Below are 16,242 nucleotides of genomic sequence, written 5' to 3' on the forward strand. Positions count from 1 at the left end.
TTATCTGAATTTTTACTAATTAAACACGCTCCCACACCAACTCAAAAACTTGCTCAACACCATCACTTAAAACTGGCGTTGTCAAGAGTGTCATTTGGCTCTCACTCAGGGTAAAAGTGCGAACTAACGTTGTACCGACCCGATTAGGAATCGATGCAATTTCGATCTGGTGATTCACTGTGTTGCCATTCAGTGTATAAGTTCCAGCATAAGCATTGAATGTCGTGAATGCTTGAGCAAGCTCTTCAACGGGTAGAGATTGCATCTGTGAACTTAGCGGCGATTGAACCTCTTGACTCAACGGTGAGCGATCGCTCCTGGCAAACATCACCATCATGTGACCATCCAAAGTGTAAGTGATGTAGCCAACTGGATTTTTTCCATACACCTCTGGAGCCACTGTTCCGTCGGCGTGAATAGCAGTTGCAGAAATTAACTTCCAAATGCCAATGAGCGGGTTATTCTGAATCGATGGTGTAGACATAATGTTTAGCCGTTGCTTCATAAGTTTCTGCTAAAGTAACGGGTTTCAACACAAAATCAAACTCGGTCGTCTAAAACGGTTTACTTTGATTTTGCGTCTTGAGTTTGTGTCGAGAGTTGTCACTTACCTACTTGCTGCTGGAAATAATCACGCCAACTTTCGGGTAAAGCTTCAAGTTGAGCAGCACGGTGAAGTAATTCTGGATTATCTTCCGCACGCACATAAAGTTGAGTGATATCGGCAACAGTGACGTTGTTATCGTCCCGGCTTACCAACTCTAAAATGTCTCCGGCTCCAACTTCGCCCTCTTGCAAAACACGGAAGTAAAATCCGGTTCGACGACTGGCGAGAAATCGTTTAACCATATCAGGTCGTCCAAACCGAATCCCAAGTTTGTAGCAGGGTAGGCGAGGTTGTGTCACCATCAGTTTCACTGTGCCAATCTGAAAATGATCGCCAATGTTCACTTCCTCTTCTCTCAGCCCAGTGGTCGTGAAATTTTCACCAAAGATGCCCAGTGATAGCTCTGTGTCAGGCAATTCACCTCGCCAGTAATCGTAATGCTCAAACGGATAGACATAAACTGCTTTGTCTGCTCCGCCATGAACGGTGAGATCAGCTTGCCCATCACCTTCTAAATTAAGCGATCGCACCATCAAGCGATCGCTAACTGGCTCCTTGAAAATTCCAGTGCTAACTGTTTTCCCTTTCCAGGTTACTTCACGTGGAAATCCTACGTTGACAGAGATGAGTTTCATCTTTAGCTCCAAAGTTTTGGACTGTATTCGATTAGTTCCCCGCAAAACCAGGAGATGTTGTTCAAACCCCTGTTAGATTTTGCAGTCACGATTTGTTTGGCACTGTGGAGGCGACCCATGACCGGAAAAGAAAAATGTTGCCGTGTGCCTTTGCGCTGGTGCTGGACATTGCGTCCTCTGCAAGCACATTCAAATTTGTGCCATACCATCATCAACGAACAGTTCGATGCCGTTGACAAAGCTACTATCATCCGAGGCAAGCAAAACAACCGCCTTAACGATTTCGTCTGGTCTACCCACCCGCCCAAGGGGGATAGTGTCAACCTGGCTTGCCACAAATCCTTGCACCTGTTCCTCACTCAATCCCATCAGATTGTAACCGGGAGTAGGAACTACGCCAAGCACTGAATACAAACTGGGCTGGTTGATGATGCAATTATTTGCATTCATGGTGGTGAACTTCTCCACGATTTTGGTAATGGATATAAGCAGTGATTTTTGCTAACTTTAGCTTCAGACAAAGGTTGAAGGTGGAACGGATAACCAACTGTGTACTAAGCCCGCATTTCTCACAAAACGGTAGGGGCGGGTTCACGAGATATTTGTGAATGGAATGGCACTAAGAAAAGCTCTAAGCTATGCAGGATAAGTGCTACAGATTTTAAAGTTATTGAAGAATGAATGAAAGTCTTGGGATGGAAGAGGTGAAAGTTTAGGATGCAATGCCTGCGTAGCTTGCCGCCGTAGCCATCGCTCGCAGAATGAACGTTGAGAGTACGCTTTGCTTCCGGTGAACTGCATCACTACCGACTCATGGCGGGTACGCCATCGCTGTGCCTGACACTGTAGAGAACCAGCAAAGTTTATCCTCAACCTTCTACTCAAGCATCTGGATGTGGATTCCCAATTGCGAAAATCGGTGTAATATTCAGTTTAGCTACTGGAGCCGAAGAAGCACTATGCATAGATGTTCTGAACACGCATGATATAAAATTAGCTAGGAAGTTATATCAGTTTCTTAATCCATTAGATATCCTTTTGGGAGATAGAGCATTTTGCGCTTATGCCGATTTGATTTCTATTAAAAATCTAAATAGTGATGCAGTTTTTAGGAAACACCAAGCCCGAAAAACCACGATGCCTAAAGGCAAAATTATTGGGAGTTGTGACAAGTTAGTAACTTGGTATAAGCCTAAAAAATGTCCGCAAGGATTAAGTAAAGATGAATTTCATGCTTTACCTTTAACCATAACGGTTCGAGAGATTTATTATTACATTGTTGTTCCTGGCTTTCGTACTGAACAAGTTCATTAGTGCCAGGCGCAGCCGTTCTTCACTATTTTGTAGAGCGGCTTCTGCTTGTTTGCGTAAGCGAAGCTCGTCGTAGACATCGCTAATATCTGCAATTAGACATTCCATGTATCCATCGACTGTATTCAGATGAAAGAAGTAAAGTCCCCAAAATAGCGTGCCATTTCGTTTTTGTATCTGCACTGCGTCCAGAGGTTTCGATGTCTGGAATGATGGTTTCAAATACGGTGAGTTCGCGCTTCTACTTTCCGTTCCAGTGTTTCGGAATAATCTTCTAACCGTTCATACAACCGAGCATTTTCTTTTCTAGTGAAATCGCTGCCTGAGCCATCAACAGTTTGAGAACTTGCAAGCGATCGCTGGTGAACACTCCGGTACTGAGATTGTTTTCCAGATAAAGAATGCCAATGAGCTGACTTTGTTTGAGAATTGGCATACAGAGGAGCGATCGCGTCTGTTGGTGTTGAATATAAAGATCATTCAAAAAAGACGGTTCGTTGACTGCATCATCAAACACCAGAGTTTCTTGAGTGCGTTCTACCGAGTCAATGACGGAGACAGGAATCGTTGCACAGCCAGTAACAGTGAGCTTTTCCATGTGGCACTGTCTACTCCCACTGCACTGAGCCACCACAGTGAGCCGATCGTCTTCCAAGAGAATCAGAGCGCCAGTTTCGGCTCCGGCATTTTCTATCACCACCTGCATCAACGTGGCAATCAATTGATCGAGATGGATGATTTATGACAGGGCTTGAGCCGCTTTCATCACCGCAGCCAAATCGATCGCCGCAGTCGAATGACTGATCGTTGCCTCGGTCAAAGTTGAATTTGATTGCCGAATCAAGTTGAAATTGAGTAGTTGTGGATAGCGTTTTTCTAAGTCTTTAACTTTAGCTTTTGCGCCCCAGCGATCGTAGCAATAGTGCGCCTCTTTCATGTAAGTTTGAGCAATTTTTTCTCGACCTCGCGCTAGATAATGTTTAGCCGCTAATTCATAAGCCAATGCTTCTTCTTGGATAAACTCATTTTCAGCAGCACCTGCGATCGCTCGTTCATAAAACTCTTCAGCCTCAAGAAATTGCCCTAAGACTCGCGCTTTCTCTGCCTCGACTAGATGAAATTTATGCAGATAATTTATTGGGGTGTATTCTGCCCATTTTTGCATCTTTTCTTGGTTGGTACTAACACAACTCAGCCAAGCTGTATGGAATGTCCACGTTGTAATTCTAATCATATCCGTAAAAATGGAAAGCAGCGAGGATAAGGCGATCGCACAATTCATATCGTGATTCAGCAACGCTAAAAGCCACGTTGTTTCGCGGTTTGAGAACTTACCGCGAAAAGTCAGGAGCGCATCAATCAAGATATCGAAAGTGGCATCCAAAGCGGAGTAACGGCTACCCCAGCTTTGTTTATTAATGGGATTCGGTATCCCGTAGGCGTAGCCCACCGCAGGCATCGCTGGAATCTCAATGCGTTGATCGCAGCTATTACTACTGCAAATAATTTACCTCACACATGAGGCAGCATTTTAGGGAATGGGATACAGCCATTTGCGAAATAATTGTGTTAGGCGCGGCATGATCACATAAGTGAGTTCCACCTGTTTCTTCACGATAGATAGGGCTGCGAATCCCAAATGCAGAAATAGAACCTCTGCTATCACTTCCCAATAGAGGGTTAATCGTATCGACCACATCAAATAACGTACCTTGAGCGATCGCACTCACCTTAACAGCAGACCCGATGGAAAATTGATAATAGAGTTGATTGAGAATTAACTGATTACCTGTATCACTATCAAAACTGAGGCGAGCCATATTTGTGCCTGTGGCTTCCCTAAAGTTGGGAATATTGCCAGCCTGAAATCGAATTCTCAGTAAATCTTGCCCCGTAAAACTGGTGTTAAATATCAACCGCAGGCGAGCGCTAAAAATGATATGATCACCGACCTTACCCCTGGAGCCTTTCTCATTATTTGGCTGCACTTGCCAGTGCTAACACATTATTTTTGAAGTCGGCTGCACCAATATCACGCACAAGTGAGAACAGTCCAGTTTGGTGATCGACCAGCAGCACCGCAGCATTATTTTTGTCTAACCGATTGTACTTGAATGTAGACATGAGTTATTGATCCTAATTTGAGTTATTAGAAATAAGGAATTGCAGAATGCTCTAAATAGCTTATGGCGTAAGCTGTTGCGAGATGGACTCAGTGTGCTATACTAATCCAAATTGCACCACTCAAGATCCATTAGTGAAGCACCAAGTTAAGACGATACCTTCGGTAAGCTTTGCTAACGCGCTTCAGTGTCCCAACGCACCTAAAAGACGCAGCGAGCGCCGTCTGCGGGGATTTTGAGACCAATGAGGTAGTCGGCGACGATGTTGTTGATACACGCATTGCCGGCGGTGAGGGCTACACCGTGCCGTTCGCCCTCGACGGTCAGCAGGCTCGCGCCGAGCGTCTTGGCGAGGCTGATGCCGCCCTCGTGCGGGGTGCCCGGATCGCGGGTGACCGACACGACCAAGGTTTTAGGGAGTCCTTTGATGTTCTGGGCGTAGGGGTAGCCGAGGGTGGGTTTCACGCGCCAATGCTCACAGAGGTCGCGGGCGTTGACGGGTCGGCCAGTGTCCAGAAACGGTGCGACCTTGAAAATGTCGCGCGTCATCGCGCTCTCCTGCTCGGGCGCGTGGCGTTCCTCGTCGAGGCAGTTAATGGCCACCAGGGACTCGTTGCCATTGCCGTAGCTACCGTCGGCATTGCGCTGGCTGCTCCAGTCTCTCAAGAACAGCAGGGGTTTACTACCGCTTCCGGCCTTGAGTTCGGTGATGCCTTGGATCACTGCACGCCAGCTCAGATCGTTATAAAGCCCAGTGCTCACGCCGTCAATTACGGCGGTGTAAGTGACCTTGCGTCCGTCTGCGGTAATGATCGGTTTATCAATCAGTGGCCGCACGATCTGCTGGAAGGCGGCGCTAGCTTGCTTGGGATCGGTGCCGAGCGGACAAGTCGGGGTTTTAGCGCAGAAGGCCGCCATGTTGTCGAAGGCACGCTGGAAACCCGCGGACTGGACGAGGCGACGCTCGGTGGTGCCGGTGGTGGGGTCGACCGCGCCGTCGAGCACCATGGCCCGCACATTCTGCGGGAAGGTTTCGGCGTAGATCGCGCCGAGCCGGGTACCGTAGCTGGCGCCGAAAAAGGAGAGCTTGTCATCGCCGAGCACCGCGCGGAGTACGTCCATGTCGCGGGCGACATCGCGCGTACCGACGTGAGCCAGCACGTCCTCACCGCCGGAACGCTCGGCGCATTTTTGGTACAACTGACGGGTCTGGTGGTCGGTGTAGTCCTTGCCCCCGGAGTTGATCGAGTTGACCAACAAGTTGGCCTCTCGTTCGGCATCGGTGAAGCAGTCTAGGGCTGGTGTTGAGGCCGCAACCCCGCGTGGGTCGAACCCGATCAGGTCGAACCGCTCGGTGATCGGGTGCTCACCTAAGGTAGTCGCCACCAGGGGGGCGTAGCTCATCCCAGAGGCGCCGGGGCCGCCTGGGTTGAGCAGCAGGGAGCCGATTCGTTTGCTCGGCTTGCCCTTTGCCGGTACGCGCAGCAGTGCAATCTGCGCGGTTCGCCCGAGGGGGTTCTGGTAGTCGAGCGGCACCTCAAGCCGGGCGCATTCGAAGGTGTCGTTGGCGAAGTTCTTAGCGTCGGCATCCGTGGTGGCATAGCCCTCGCACGAGCCGAAGGTCAGCTTCTGGTCGTAAAATCGTTCTAATTCTACCGGGATCTCCCCCGGATTTGACGGGTGCCCGAATATGGGCTGGCCGCAGGCACTAAGAACCAGTATCACCGCCCCAATCATTAACGAGCTTCGGATGTGGGGCTTGTGAGCAAGCATGGTTCTCCTCTTAGCGGGAACCGTTGGCTCTGAGGCGTGCGTGGGTAGGCCACGATTTTGCTTGTGGTTAGAAGAAATGTGAGACATGGGGATAAACTCCTTCGAGCTAGTTGTTGATGGGTTCAGGTATTAACGGGGTCATCGATGACCCCACCAAAGCGCAGACTGTAAATTAGTTTGTTAGAACTTATGCATTGACGGAAATAGGGTGGTGTGAGGCGTTACGCTTCCTCGATTAGTTCGACGTATGTTGATTTGTTTGACGCGATCACTTCGCTAGCTTCACATCCAGCCCCGTCCAATGAGCGGCAAAAGCCCACATATCCGCCGTTTCCTCAATGATCTTGTCCGTGGGCTTGCCCGCTCCATGTCCCGCGCGCGTCTCAATGCGGGCAAGGTGGGGCTTGTCACCGATATCCACCGCCTGGAGCGCAGCGACATATTTGAAGGTGTGCCCTGGCACCACGCGATCGTCTGTGTCGGCAGTGGTGGCAAGGATCGCGGGATATGCCTTGCCAGACTCGATGTTGTGATAAGGCGAATAGCTCAAGAGGTTACGGAAATCCGCTTCCCGTGCCGGAGACCCATATTCGTCTAGCCATGTTTTTCCGCTCGTGAACTGGTCGAAGCGGAGCATGTCCATGACCCCAACCTGGGGCAGCGCGGCGGCGAACAGATCCGGTCGCTGATTGACCACTGCGCCGATCAGGAGTCCGCCATTCGATCCACCCTGAATCGCCAAGCCGTCTTGGGGCGTGATTCCTTGCGCCTTGAGATACTCGCCCGCCGCGATGAAATCGTCGAAGACATTTTGCTTGTTCTGACGACGACCCGCTTCGTGCCATGCCTTGCCATATTCGGAGCCGCCGCGAATGTTAGCAACAGCGTACACTCCGCCCTGTTCGACCCACCCCAGCGGCGCTGGCAAGAACTCAGGAAGTATGGGGATTCCAAATCCCCCATAGGCATAGAGCAGCGTTGGTGCCGAACGGGTCACATCCTTGCGTCGGACGATAAACATCGGGACACGGGTGCCATCCTTTGACGTATAGAAACGCTGTTCGACTGCGATCTGACTGAGATCGATCGCAACCTTGGGTTGTGCCCACACCCGCGCCGTGTTGCTGGCGACATCATATCGATAGATTACGCCCGGAGCGTTAAAGCTGGTGAAGCCGAAGAAGGTTTCCGGGTCGCTCTGTTTACCCTTAAAACCGCCAGCGGTGCCGATACCGGGCAGCTTCACCACACCATCAGCCTTGCCATCGAGCGTGTAGCGTCGAATTTCTGTCTTCACGTCAGCCAGATAGGAGATCAGCAACCGTCCAGCGACCAGCGACGGATTGAGCAGAACCGAATCCTGCTCCGGCACTACATCCCTGATCGCTGGGTCAGCAGCGGCGATGTCCATCGTCACGACCTTGAAGCGCGGCGCGTCCTGGCTAGTCATGAGGAAGAACTTTGTCCCCACATTGCCGACGACACCCCATTGATTATCGAGATTATCAACCAGCTTGCGAGGCTTCCAATCAGCGCTCTGGAGATCCACCACGGTCAGTGTATTGGTCGCTGAAATGGGCGAGGAAGCGATCGCGAGATAACCCCCGTCTTCGGTGATACTCAAGGTATGCAGCATATTCGGCTGATCCGGGTTTGTATAGACCAGTCGATCTTGCGCCTGGGGGGTGCCGATCGCGTGAAAATAGACGGCATGGTTGGCTACGCTTGCTTGCGATTCGGTGCCCTGCTTCGGTTCAGGGTAACGGGCGTAGAAAAAGCCAGATCCGTCCTTCGTCCATGGGATGATGCTGGTGAATCTCACCCATTTGACCTGATCGTCGAGTACCTTGCCTGTGTTCACGTCCAGTACCCGAATCGTGCGCCAGTCGGTACCGCCATCCTGCACCGCATAAGCCACGCGCTTGCCATCATCAGAAGCTGACCACTCGGCAAGTGCGGTCGCCCCGTCCTCTGCCCAACTGTTGGGATCGATCAGCACGCGCCCTGCGCTATCCACGCTGTCGCGGACATAAAGAACCTGCTGGTTCTGAAGTCCGGAATTATGGAGGTAAAAATACCGTCCCCCCTTTTTGACCGGAATGCTGAACCGCTCATAGTTGTACAACTGTTTCAGTCGGTTCTTGAAGATATCTCGACCCGGCAGCGTATTGAGATAAGCGTTGGTGACTTTGTTCTGCGATTCGACCCAAGCGGCGACTTCTTTGTCATTGCGGACATCGTTTTCCAGCCAGCGATAGGGGTCAGCGATCGTCTGTCCGAAATGTTGCTCGACGACATCGACTCGCTTGGTTTCAGGATAGGTGATTGTAGGTGACATTGCTGTGGACTCCGTGCAGGCGGAGGCGAAATGGGTGGTAAAGAGTAGCGCGGTCGCGAAAAGGGTTGCGCGGCGCATCGGTATCTTTATCTTTTGAAATGAGAGTCGAAATCCAAAGAGATTGAACTCTAGTATTTCTTGTCGTGATTTTGCAGTTTTGAACATGTCATTGACCTATTTAACAGAATGCTTGACCGTAACTACCTGGGTTAAACGATAGAATTTGGCGGCTCTATGTATGTCGTTGCCATCCATTGGCGAACAGCTTCTTTTCCTTTAAGAGTCTTGTCGCCTACAAACGTCCGATGCGTGTCGTCGGCGCAGTACGACAAGAATCCTTCATTGTTGCCTTGGGCGATCGCCACGTTTGCCGCTTCTAAAATTGCTTTATTGTTCTCTGACATCTGAATCTCTCCTCTGTTCAAAGCAAAAAAGTGGTGTGAGTTGTTATGCTGTTGCCCCTCACTGGTTTACTTCTAGGGACTGGTAAACGGCTTACATTGAATCGCCTTCACATTTCGCAGATAGTCCAACTGTGGCTCGAAATCAGTCGGACAGAAGACATAAACATTGTCCTGAGATCGGCTAATGACTAAACGGTAGCTGGGTGGAATCCCTTCAGAACTTTCGAGCACTTCGATTCTGGGAATCACTTGTGAACTGACTTGAGCCAGGGATGGAAAATTGAACAGTAGGAGTACGCCGAACAGAATTGTGATTGCGATTGTGGTTGTGATTTTGGTTGGAAGAATCTTTCGGTTCATTAGAAATCTCCTGTGGCTTGTGGTTGTGTAATGTTCTGTTGTTTCCAGGGAAGCGGGGAACGATAGGGGTTTTCGTGCATATCCAGGACTTCCCAGGTGGTTGGATTGACTCGCCCTGTAACTGGGATTCTGTATCGTCTCTGGAGATCGCGTACCGCAGACACTGTTACCGCACCAAAGGTGCCATCGACGATCGCCCCTCTTGGATTGCCTAACCTCACACCTGCGGCTCCTAAAAAGCCATTGTCTTGAAGGATGCGCTGTAACAATTGCACGTCTCTGCCGCGATCGCCTTGGCGCAAAGTAGGTAAAGTTAAATCAGTGTAGGCAGTGGCGATCAGAATGGGGGAGGTTTGTTGTGGAGGAATGCGGTGTGCGATCACGGGATGAGTGAATGAACCTCCGAGCAATGCTGTTGCGATCGTTAGTACTCCGAAAATGAGTTGAAGTTTCATGATTGTCCTCCTGATGGAGATTGGTTTTATCAAAAAAAGTAAAGGTTCAAAACTTGCCCCTTGTGGGCGAAAAAATCCTTGTATCTCAAGGTAGGTAAAAACCCCACCCCTCGTGGGTGGCTGAGTTTAATTGCGAATTGCGTTAGCGCAGCGTTAGCGAGTCTTCGAGCGTCATTGCGAATTGCGAATTGGATTTATTTCGCATCAATTTGCGTCGGAGTGATTACTCCACTCGCTTTAAGACCTGCAACGAGGTCGGTCACTTGACGTTGAGCCTCTGCACTCAGGGAGTCAAAGTCGTCTAAGAAGAATTGACGTTCTAGCGTTAACTTCCGGGTATTGAGCAACCCTTCGATCCGCCAACCCTCGTCGCATTTCGTTACGACGTATAGCGGTAGCGAATCTCGTGACGGTGAAGTTTCAGTTTGTCCGGGCAGTATTACCCTGATAACTACGTGCATGAGCGCGAGTTGCGAGTTCACGAAGCGGACAAAATTCACCTCACCCTCCAGGCGTGTTCCTTTGACAACCGTGTCAAAAGCTTGCTGATGAAATGCAGCGATTTCTTTTCGACCCTTGAGATGTGTGCCCTCGAACGTGAGGAAATCGGCAGTTTTGCTGAACGGGGCAGCAAAGTCTTCCCCGCTACCTCGATTCCAAGCATCAATCATCTGGTAAAGGAAAGCACGGATTGCCGACTCGTCAGCATTAGTGGTGGTTTGAGCTGTTTGTGAATTCACAGTCTTGAGTTCTCCTTTTAAGTGATAGACCAGTTTTCGAGCAGCATAAATTGTGTTATTAACGCTTGCAAAACTCACGGAACAATTGCAGTCACGCGAATTTCAATCCGCATCGTGGGTAGTCCAAGCACCGCGACTCCTACCTGTGTCCAGATTGGAGCATGGTTGGGCATATAATGACGAAATAGCTTGGACATCACTTCGTTAACCTCCGGGGGGAACCCGCCAACATGGTAAGAATTAACGTGAACCACATGCTCCCAACCCGCACCAGCCGTCGCCAAGGTTCGCTCGACGTTCCGGAACGCCTGAGCAATCTCGTCTGCAAGCGATTCGGTAATTTGCAGATTGTCATCCCAGCCGCCTTGCCCTGATATCTCCACTCGATTGTCAATTTTTACCGCTTGCGAGTAATGCAATTGATTCAACAGATATTCCCCATAACCAGGGGTAACAAAAAACTTGGGCTTATTCATGGTGTTCCTCATGTAGTACGTTTGACTCTATCTCGCGTTGCTGAAACGAGTTTGTTTCGGCATCATCCGAGTTAGACCCTGCCTCTCGTCAAGAAAGAGGAGGCAGAGCCTCCCAGAATGGGTTCCCAGCTTCCAGGCTGGGAACCAGTCAGGGCAAGGGCTGTGTCTTAACTTAGTGCCATTCGATTTAGACCCTAATGTTCAGAATTCACTTGCCATGTAATCACAATGATTTCTACAAGCGGTAAGACAAATATTAGCCGCGAAAACGCTCCTAAAATGGCTTCCATCGTCCAGTTCTGGCTCTGAACCTCCCAGATCATCCCAACAATATAGTATCCAATCACCAACCAGGGTAGAATTACCGGTGAATTCCGTCTGCGATAGAAGCGGATCGTCCTCTCGCGCCAAAATGGGAATGTGCTGAGGAGACAAAAAATGTAGGAGGTTCCTGCACTGAAGAACAAGCTTCTTTGAAGATCCGAAGGCAGGTTTGGGTATCCAAGTGCGATCGCACTCAGACAAACTCCGAGCGCGAGGTACAGAAAAGTAAACAAGGTAAATCGTTTCATTATTTCTTCTCCGGTGAAGCTTATTCTCTGTACCAGACACGCCCACATTGAAAGCAATTGATTGTAATGCCCTGACCGATCATCACTGGGTGGAAACCATTACTGACTGTCACTCCGTGGACATCATCACTTGTGCCTCCTATCCGATCGGGTAAAACGACAGTTTCAACATTGATCGCCTGTGTCGTTGTATTTTCGATCCACTGATTGACAGCACTCACAACCTCCGAGAAAGATTCATACTTGGAAGCTCCGCCGAAGGGTTTCTGTTCAGTAATGCGAGGCGCAAAATCTTTGCATTTAATCATTTTTCCACCGCCTTAAAACTGTAGAGCTGACTTAGAGTCTTCGTAGATAGTCGCTCCCGCACTGCGAAGTTCATTCAGAAACCATTCGGTATCCGAGAGCAGTTCGGGTAGGTAAAGCCCAGGGCGGGCAGGAGCGCGGTCATTCAGTCCCAATACCGACACGAGAGAAAGAACGACGCTCAGACCCGTTAGTGAGGCTGCGCCACGCTTGAACTCCAGCATTGATCGCGAACGCTGCGTTCGACCATCGGCTTCGCCCTCAATTTCGACGACGATCTCGGTCGCTGCCTCACTGCCCCGGTGGCGACTGGATGATTCGTCAGTCACTAGGTCGAAACGTACATTCGGTGCCCCAGTGGCAGCATGGAGGCTAGCGATATCGAACGTTGAAAATGCGGTGGCATCAAGTAAGCGACCGTCAATTGATTCGATCTTGCCCTTTGCTGCGTCGCCAGACAGCCATAAGCGCCGCCCACCCTCGAATACCATTGCGGGGGGAGCAGCCCCGTGTACCCGCTCCATATCTTCGAGCGACGCTGGACCTGCTGGATCATTCTCGTCGAGGATTGCTCCGATCTGGATGGAGTGGATGACCTCGAAGCCTTTGACACTGTTGAGTGCCAGAAACACAGCCGCACCAGCCATCCAGTGACTGGCGAGCACGACGGGTGCTGCGGTCGCACGATGCGCGAACATCGCCAACTCAGATCCAATTTCGGTGAGGGCAGCGTTGATGTTCAGGTAAGGGATGCCCAAGTCCTGCGCGTAGCTCAGTCCTTTGAGTCCGGCTTCGGGAGCCAACATGACCACAGCAGCGACTGTGACATCATCACTGAGACCCAAGCGGGGCTTATCGAGATCTATGGCAACAGCTTCGGCAGCGCCCACCTCCTGGGCGACTTCACCTGCCGATTGCAGGTTCCGTCCTCCGATGAGCACTCGAACGCTGGGGTGCCTCTCGCGGAACCACCTGACGGCAGTGCGCCCCACGAAGCCCGATCCTCCGGCAAAAAGTACCTGTCCTAAAGCTACCTTATTTTCAAGTATCATGATTTTTACCTCTTGTTATGAAACCAGTTGCATTTACTTGAGTGTGATGACTTCCAACACTCAGTTTCTTTCAGATTCTGATGGTGCTTCTTTCAGCGATAGTGAACCTGTTTCGAGGTCATTCCAGCAAATTGCTTAGAGACCACCTATCCGGAACTGCGATCGCAAAAAGATATCTGCCAAGATCGCGATTTAGCCTGCTGTATATCCACCATCGATCGCGCTTGGGTTGCCCAGTGATGTAGCTGGCAGCGTCGGAGCAGAGAAACACCACAGCTTGAGCAATTTCTGCTGCCTGACCGATCCGACCCATTGGAACCATAGACCCGAGTTCATCGGACGGGATACTCCACTGCTCGGCGGCACGAGCCATGAAGTCAGTCGCAATCGGACCAGGATTGATGGCATTGATCCGAATACCTTGTTTGGCATAGTCCAGAGCTGCCGATCTCGTCAGCCCCATTACTGCATGTTTGCTGGCGACATAAAGAGAAGTCTCCGGAAACGCAACGAGACCACTCGTTGACGAATTGTTCACGATCACACCAGATCCTTGAGACAGCATTTGCTGAATTTCGTACTTCATGCACAAAAACAGTCCCCGAACATTGATTGCCATCAGGTTGTCAAAATCTTCAATTAATTGTTCATGCAGAGGCTTAAAAGAAGCGTCACTGCCTGCATTATTGAAGGCATAGTCGAGTCGCCCATAGGTTGCAACCGTATGAAGCACTGACGTTTTGATATCTTCCTCTTTTGAGGCATCTGAATGGACATATAAACATTCAGCACCTGTTTCACGGATTAGTTTGGCAGTTTTTTCACCTTCTGCATCGCGTCTGCCTGAGAATACTACCTTTGCTCCAGCAGCACCGAATGCGATAACTTCGTTAAGCTTCGCTAACGCGGTTGCTCTGCCAATTCCCGATGTGCCTCCCGTAACTAACGCCACTTTATCTTGCAGTATCATTCTGTTTCTCCTGTTTCAATCAAGATTGACCTTGTTGCCTTGGGCGATCGCCACGTTTGCCTTTTCTAAGATGGCTTTATTTTTGTCTGACATTTGAATTTCTCCTCTATTCAAGTTGTCTTTGTTTTAGCCAACTTGGAGTTTAGTAAGTTCCAACACTCAACTTTGAGTATGCTCCAGCGCAACTCGATCCCAATGTCCTAAATTGGCTGCTGCTTCATAGGTGCTTTGGAAAAAAGCAAGGAGCATTGCATCTGGATCTTCAGTTTGTCTCACGGCTTCATAGGGTAGGATAAACTCTTGCATCTCTGAGCTGTAAAAAGCTTCTGTGGGTTGGATCGGGTAATCATGGAACCCTGACGGCGTCGGGTAAGCATAAGCGTAAAAAACAGGCTCCACCATTGACCCACCCCCTGGCCAAAAACCACAGCTACTGACTTCGTGTGAATAGGCTTCTCGTGTGACCCAATCTGCCATATTCGGAACTCCCCCTGGGTGTTCTGGCGCACGACGACCAGAGAAACGAGTCACAGCAAGATCAAAGCTGCCCCAAAAAAAATGTACAGGGCTGGATTTACCAATAAACTGGGAACGGAATAAGGTCATGACCCGATCGACTTGCACAAGAATTCGCCAGAACCGTTGTGCATATTCCGGATCATAAGCTGCGTGTTGATAGTCCTGATCGAACGGGATTGGTTCTGACACTTCTTGCGGCATTGTCCAGATTTGAACTTCGATGCCGATGTCGCTCAATGTAGTTAGCACCATTTGGTAAAAATCTGCCACAGAGCGAGGAGCCAGTGCAATTCTTTTAGTAATGCCGTCGCTAGTGTCGATTTGTAGTTGGTGGTCGAGAAAATCAAAGCTAATTTGAAAGTTACAAGTTCCGCAAGGGATCGAAGCGGTTGTTAGTCCACGCGGTGTGACATAAAGAGTAGATTGCCACCAGTGATTGAGTTTAGGTGCCAGTGCCAACCGGATTTTACCGATGATTTGCGTCCATAGATGGAGAGTTGCATAGGTATCCTGCCAAGCTGCTAAGGGCAAACTGGGCCAAACGATGTCAATGGGAGTACTTTGATTAGAAACAGCCATGAAAATCACCCACATGAGGAGAATATGTTGAAGAAATGAGAAGGAAATCTAGATGAAATCAGAATCGCTATCAATAGTCTTTTCCCTGTTCATCTGCAAAACACCATAACCACTGCTCTCCCAATTCAGCCGAACTAACCACTGCATGATTGGTTGCCTCATAATGACGACGAGCGTGTTGATGCTTAGAAGAATCGCAGCACAGCATTTTGCCACAGGTTTGGCAAATCCGCAGGTGTACCCAGCGGCTATTTATTTTAATGCACTCTTCACAACGAAATACGGGATAGGCTGCTTTAGAAATCAGGTTTTCCACAGTTAGATTGTTGAGATGTTCGCAGGTCATAGTTTTTTGGTATCCCTGGTAGGAGACAACGGTGAACAGTTGATCAAATTCTGATCGGTTAGCGCCCTTGTTTCGGGGATAAGCGATTGTCTGTTGTTCATCTCAACCATCAGCTAGTCGCGCCCTGCCGCAATCATCTTTTCTGCCAAGCCGACCGGGTTGGAAAACATCACCTCATGACTACCGGACATTTGCACGAACCGAAATAGTCCCAAGCGGCTAGACATTCTGGGATGCCAACCCCACTGTTCGCCTTGAGGGAGGACATTATCTTCTGTACAGTAGAGGTAACTTTTAGGAATGGGCAGCGAGTAAAACTGCCTCAAGTCCAGCTTGTCAATCCACGGTTGATACGCTTGGGGGGATAGTTGTGCGTAACTTGATCGAGCCAAATCGAGGTCAGCATCATTGAGAAACGCTTCTCGCCACATCTCAAAAGGTATAACCATCATCTGATCGTTTGATTCTCTAACTAGCTCATCGAGTAATGTTTGAAGATGCGGCAGAAGGCTATTTCTGAGGCTTTCACCATCATTGAGGCAATTTTGCTCCAACTTTTATCAAATCGGCAGCCTTTTCTCCAATCATAATTGCCGATGCATTTGTGTTTCCTGTGATCATAGTTGGCATAATCGATGCATCAACAACTCGTAACCCTTCAATCCCCCGTACCTTG

At 49.6% G+C, this 16,242-nt stretch carries 24 protein-coding genes; all 24 read right to left on the reverse strand.

The features are described 5' to 3' along the window. Positions 1 to 19: 19 nt before the first annotated feature. Positions 20 to 484 carry a lipocalin-like domain-containing protein gene (locus H6G96_RS22615; protein WP_190913628.1) on the reverse strand — a complete coding sequence of 155 codons (465 nt, stop codon included), beginning with the start codon at positions 482 to 484 and terminating at the stop codon, positions 20 to 22. 119 nt (positions 485 to 603) lie between these two features. Next, the gene (locus H6G96_RS22620) at positions 604 to 1,242 is read right to left on the reverse strand and encodes an MOSC domain-containing protein (RefSeq protein WP_190913578.1); all 639 of its coding nucleotides are present in this window, start codon (positions 1,240 to 1,242) and stop codon (positions 604 to 606) included. A 189-nt stretch (positions 1,243 to 1,431) separates the two neighbouring features. Continuing rightward, a complete protein-coding gene (locus H6G96_RS22625; RefSeq protein WP_190913580.1) occupies positions 1,432 to 1,692 on the reverse strand; it encodes an SDR family oxidoreductase in 261 nt (86 codons plus the stop codon). 186 nt (positions 1,693 to 1,878) lie between these two features. Continuing rightward, positions 1,879 to 2,115 (reverse strand): hypothetical protein, encoded by a 237-nt coding sequence (locus H6G96_RS22630; RefSeq protein WP_190913582.1) that lies wholly within the window; start codon positions 2,113 to 2,115, stop codon positions 1,879 to 1,881. 369 nt (positions 2,116 to 2,484) lie between these two features. Continuing rightward, positions 2,485 to 2,775, reverse strand: a complete 291-nt coding sequence (locus tag H6G96_RS22635) for a hypothetical protein (RefSeq protein ID WP_190913584.1) — start codon at positions 2,773 to 2,775, stop codon at positions 2,485 to 2,487. Positions 2,776 to 2,827: 52 nt separating this feature from the next. Beyond that, entirely contained in the window at positions 2,828 to 3,274 is a 447-nt protein-coding gene (locus tag H6G96_RS22640) for a GAF domain-containing protein (RefSeq protein ID WP_242063368.1), read from the reverse strand. An 18-nt stretch (positions 3,275 to 3,292) separates the two neighbouring features. After that, entirely contained in the window at positions 3,293 to 4,012 is a 720-nt protein-coding gene (locus tag H6G96_RS40795) for a hypothetical protein (protein ID WP_199339702.1), read from the reverse strand. Between the two features lie 34 nt (positions 4,013 to 4,046). Next, entirely contained in the window at positions 4,047 to 4,541 is a 495-nt protein-coding gene (locus tag H6G96_RS22650) for an iron uptake porin (RefSeq protein WP_199339703.1), read from the reverse strand. Continuing rightward, positions 4,528 to 4,677, reverse strand: a complete 150-nt coding sequence (locus H6G96_RS22655; RefSeq protein WP_242063369.1) for a hypothetical protein — start codon at positions 4,675 to 4,677, stop codon at positions 4,528 to 4,530. The genes H6G96_RS22650 and H6G96_RS22655 overlap by 14 nt, the downstream gene beginning before the upstream one ends. Before the next feature lie 200 nt (positions 4,678 to 4,877). Continuing rightward, positions 4,878 to 6,449, reverse strand: a complete 1,572-nt coding sequence (locus H6G96_RS22660; RefSeq protein WP_242063370.1) for an alpha/beta hydrolase — start codon at positions 6,447 to 6,449, stop codon at positions 4,878 to 4,880. Between the two features lie 268 nt (positions 6,450 to 6,717). Further along, the gene (locus tag H6G96_RS22665; protein WP_199339704.1) at positions 6,718 to 8,952 is read right to left on the reverse strand and encodes a prolyl oligopeptidase family serine peptidase; all 2,235 of its coding nucleotides are present in this window, start codon (positions 8,950 to 8,952) and stop codon (positions 6,718 to 6,720) included. A 44-nt stretch (positions 8,953 to 8,996) separates the two neighbouring features. Further along, on the reverse strand, positions 8,997 to 9,191 hold the full coding sequence (locus tag H6G96_RS22670; RefSeq protein ID WP_242063371.1) for a hypothetical protein: 195 nt from the start codon (positions 9,189 to 9,191) through the stop codon (positions 8,997 to 8,999). A gap of 72 nt (positions 9,192 to 9,263) precedes the next feature. Continuing rightward, the gene (locus H6G96_RS22675) at positions 9,264 to 9,551 is read right to left on the reverse strand and encodes a hypothetical protein (RefSeq protein WP_190913588.1); all 288 of its coding nucleotides are present in this window, start codon (positions 9,549 to 9,551) and stop codon (positions 9,264 to 9,266) included. Then, on the reverse strand, positions 9,551 to 10,006 hold the full coding sequence (locus H6G96_RS22680) for a peptidoglycan-binding domain-containing protein (protein ID WP_190913590.1): 456 nt from the start codon (positions 10,004 to 10,006) through the stop codon (positions 9,551 to 9,553). Before H6G96_RS22680 ends, H6G96_RS22675 begins: the two co-directional genes overlap by 1 nt. 194 nt (positions 10,007 to 10,200) lie before the next feature. After that, entirely contained in the window at positions 10,201 to 10,824 is a 624-nt protein-coding gene (locus tag H6G96_RS22685; RefSeq protein ID WP_347242269.1) for an SgcJ/EcaC family oxidoreductase, read from the reverse strand. Further along, positions 10,821 to 11,222: a RidA family protein gene (locus H6G96_RS22690; RefSeq protein WP_190913592.1), complete on the reverse strand. Its 402-nt coding sequence runs from the start codon at positions 11,220 to 11,222 to the stop codon at positions 10,821 to 10,823. Before H6G96_RS22690 ends, H6G96_RS22685 begins: the two co-directional genes overlap by 4 nt. Positions 11,223 to 11,416: 194 nt before the next feature. Continuing rightward, positions 11,417 to 11,794 carry a hypothetical protein gene (locus H6G96_RS22695; RefSeq protein ID WP_190913594.1) on the reverse strand — a complete coding sequence of 126 codons (378 nt, stop codon included), beginning with the start codon at positions 11,792 to 11,794 and terminating at the stop codon, positions 11,417 to 11,419. Positions 11,795 to 11,814: 20 nt separating this feature from the next. Beyond that, a complete protein-coding gene (locus tag H6G96_RS22700) occupies positions 11,815 to 12,102 on the reverse strand; it encodes a hypothetical protein (protein ID WP_190913596.1) in 288 nt (95 codons plus the stop codon). Positions 12,103 to 12,114: 12 nt separating this feature from the next. Continuing rightward, positions 12,115 to 13,152 carry an NAD(P)-dependent oxidoreductase gene (locus tag H6G96_RS22705; RefSeq protein WP_190913598.1) on the reverse strand — a complete coding sequence of 346 codons (1,038 nt, stop codon included), beginning with the start codon at positions 13,150 to 13,152 and terminating at the stop codon, positions 12,115 to 12,117. A 118-nt stretch (positions 13,153 to 13,270) separates the two neighbouring features. Continuing rightward, positions 13,271 to 14,122, reverse strand: a complete 852-nt coding sequence (locus H6G96_RS22710; protein ID WP_347242270.1) for an SDR family oxidoreductase — start codon at positions 14,120 to 14,122, stop codon at positions 13,271 to 13,273. Positions 14,123 to 14,281: 159 nt separating this feature from the next. After that, the gene (locus H6G96_RS22715; protein ID WP_190913600.1) at positions 14,282 to 15,220 is read right to left on the reverse strand and encodes a DUF5996 family protein; all 939 of its coding nucleotides are present in this window, start codon (positions 15,218 to 15,220) and stop codon (positions 14,282 to 14,284) included. 70 nt (positions 15,221 to 15,290) lie between these two features. Then, positions 15,291 to 15,566: a UBP-type zinc finger domain-containing protein gene (locus tag H6G96_RS22720; RefSeq protein ID WP_096553044.1), complete on the reverse strand. Its 276-nt coding sequence runs from the start codon at positions 15,564 to 15,566 to the stop codon at positions 15,291 to 15,293. Between the two features lie 113 nt (positions 15,567 to 15,679). Further along, the gene (locus tag H6G96_RS22725) at positions 15,680 to 16,120 is read right to left on the reverse strand and encodes a salicylate esterase (RefSeq protein ID WP_190913602.1); all 441 of its coding nucleotides are present in this window, start codon (positions 16,118 to 16,120) and stop codon (positions 15,680 to 15,682) included. Continuing rightward, positions 16,098 to 16,242 (reverse strand): GMC oxidoreductase (locus tag H6G96_RS22730; protein WP_190913604.1); only part of this gene is annotated, 145 nt, incomplete at its 5' end. The genes H6G96_RS22730 and H6G96_RS22725, both read right to left, overlap by 23 nt.

It is taken from the genome of Nostoc sp. FACHB-892, assembly GCF_014698795.1.
In the GTDB taxonomy this organism is placed as follows: Bacteria; Cyanobacteriota; Cyanobacteriia; order Cyanobacteriales; family Nostocaceae; genus Nostoc.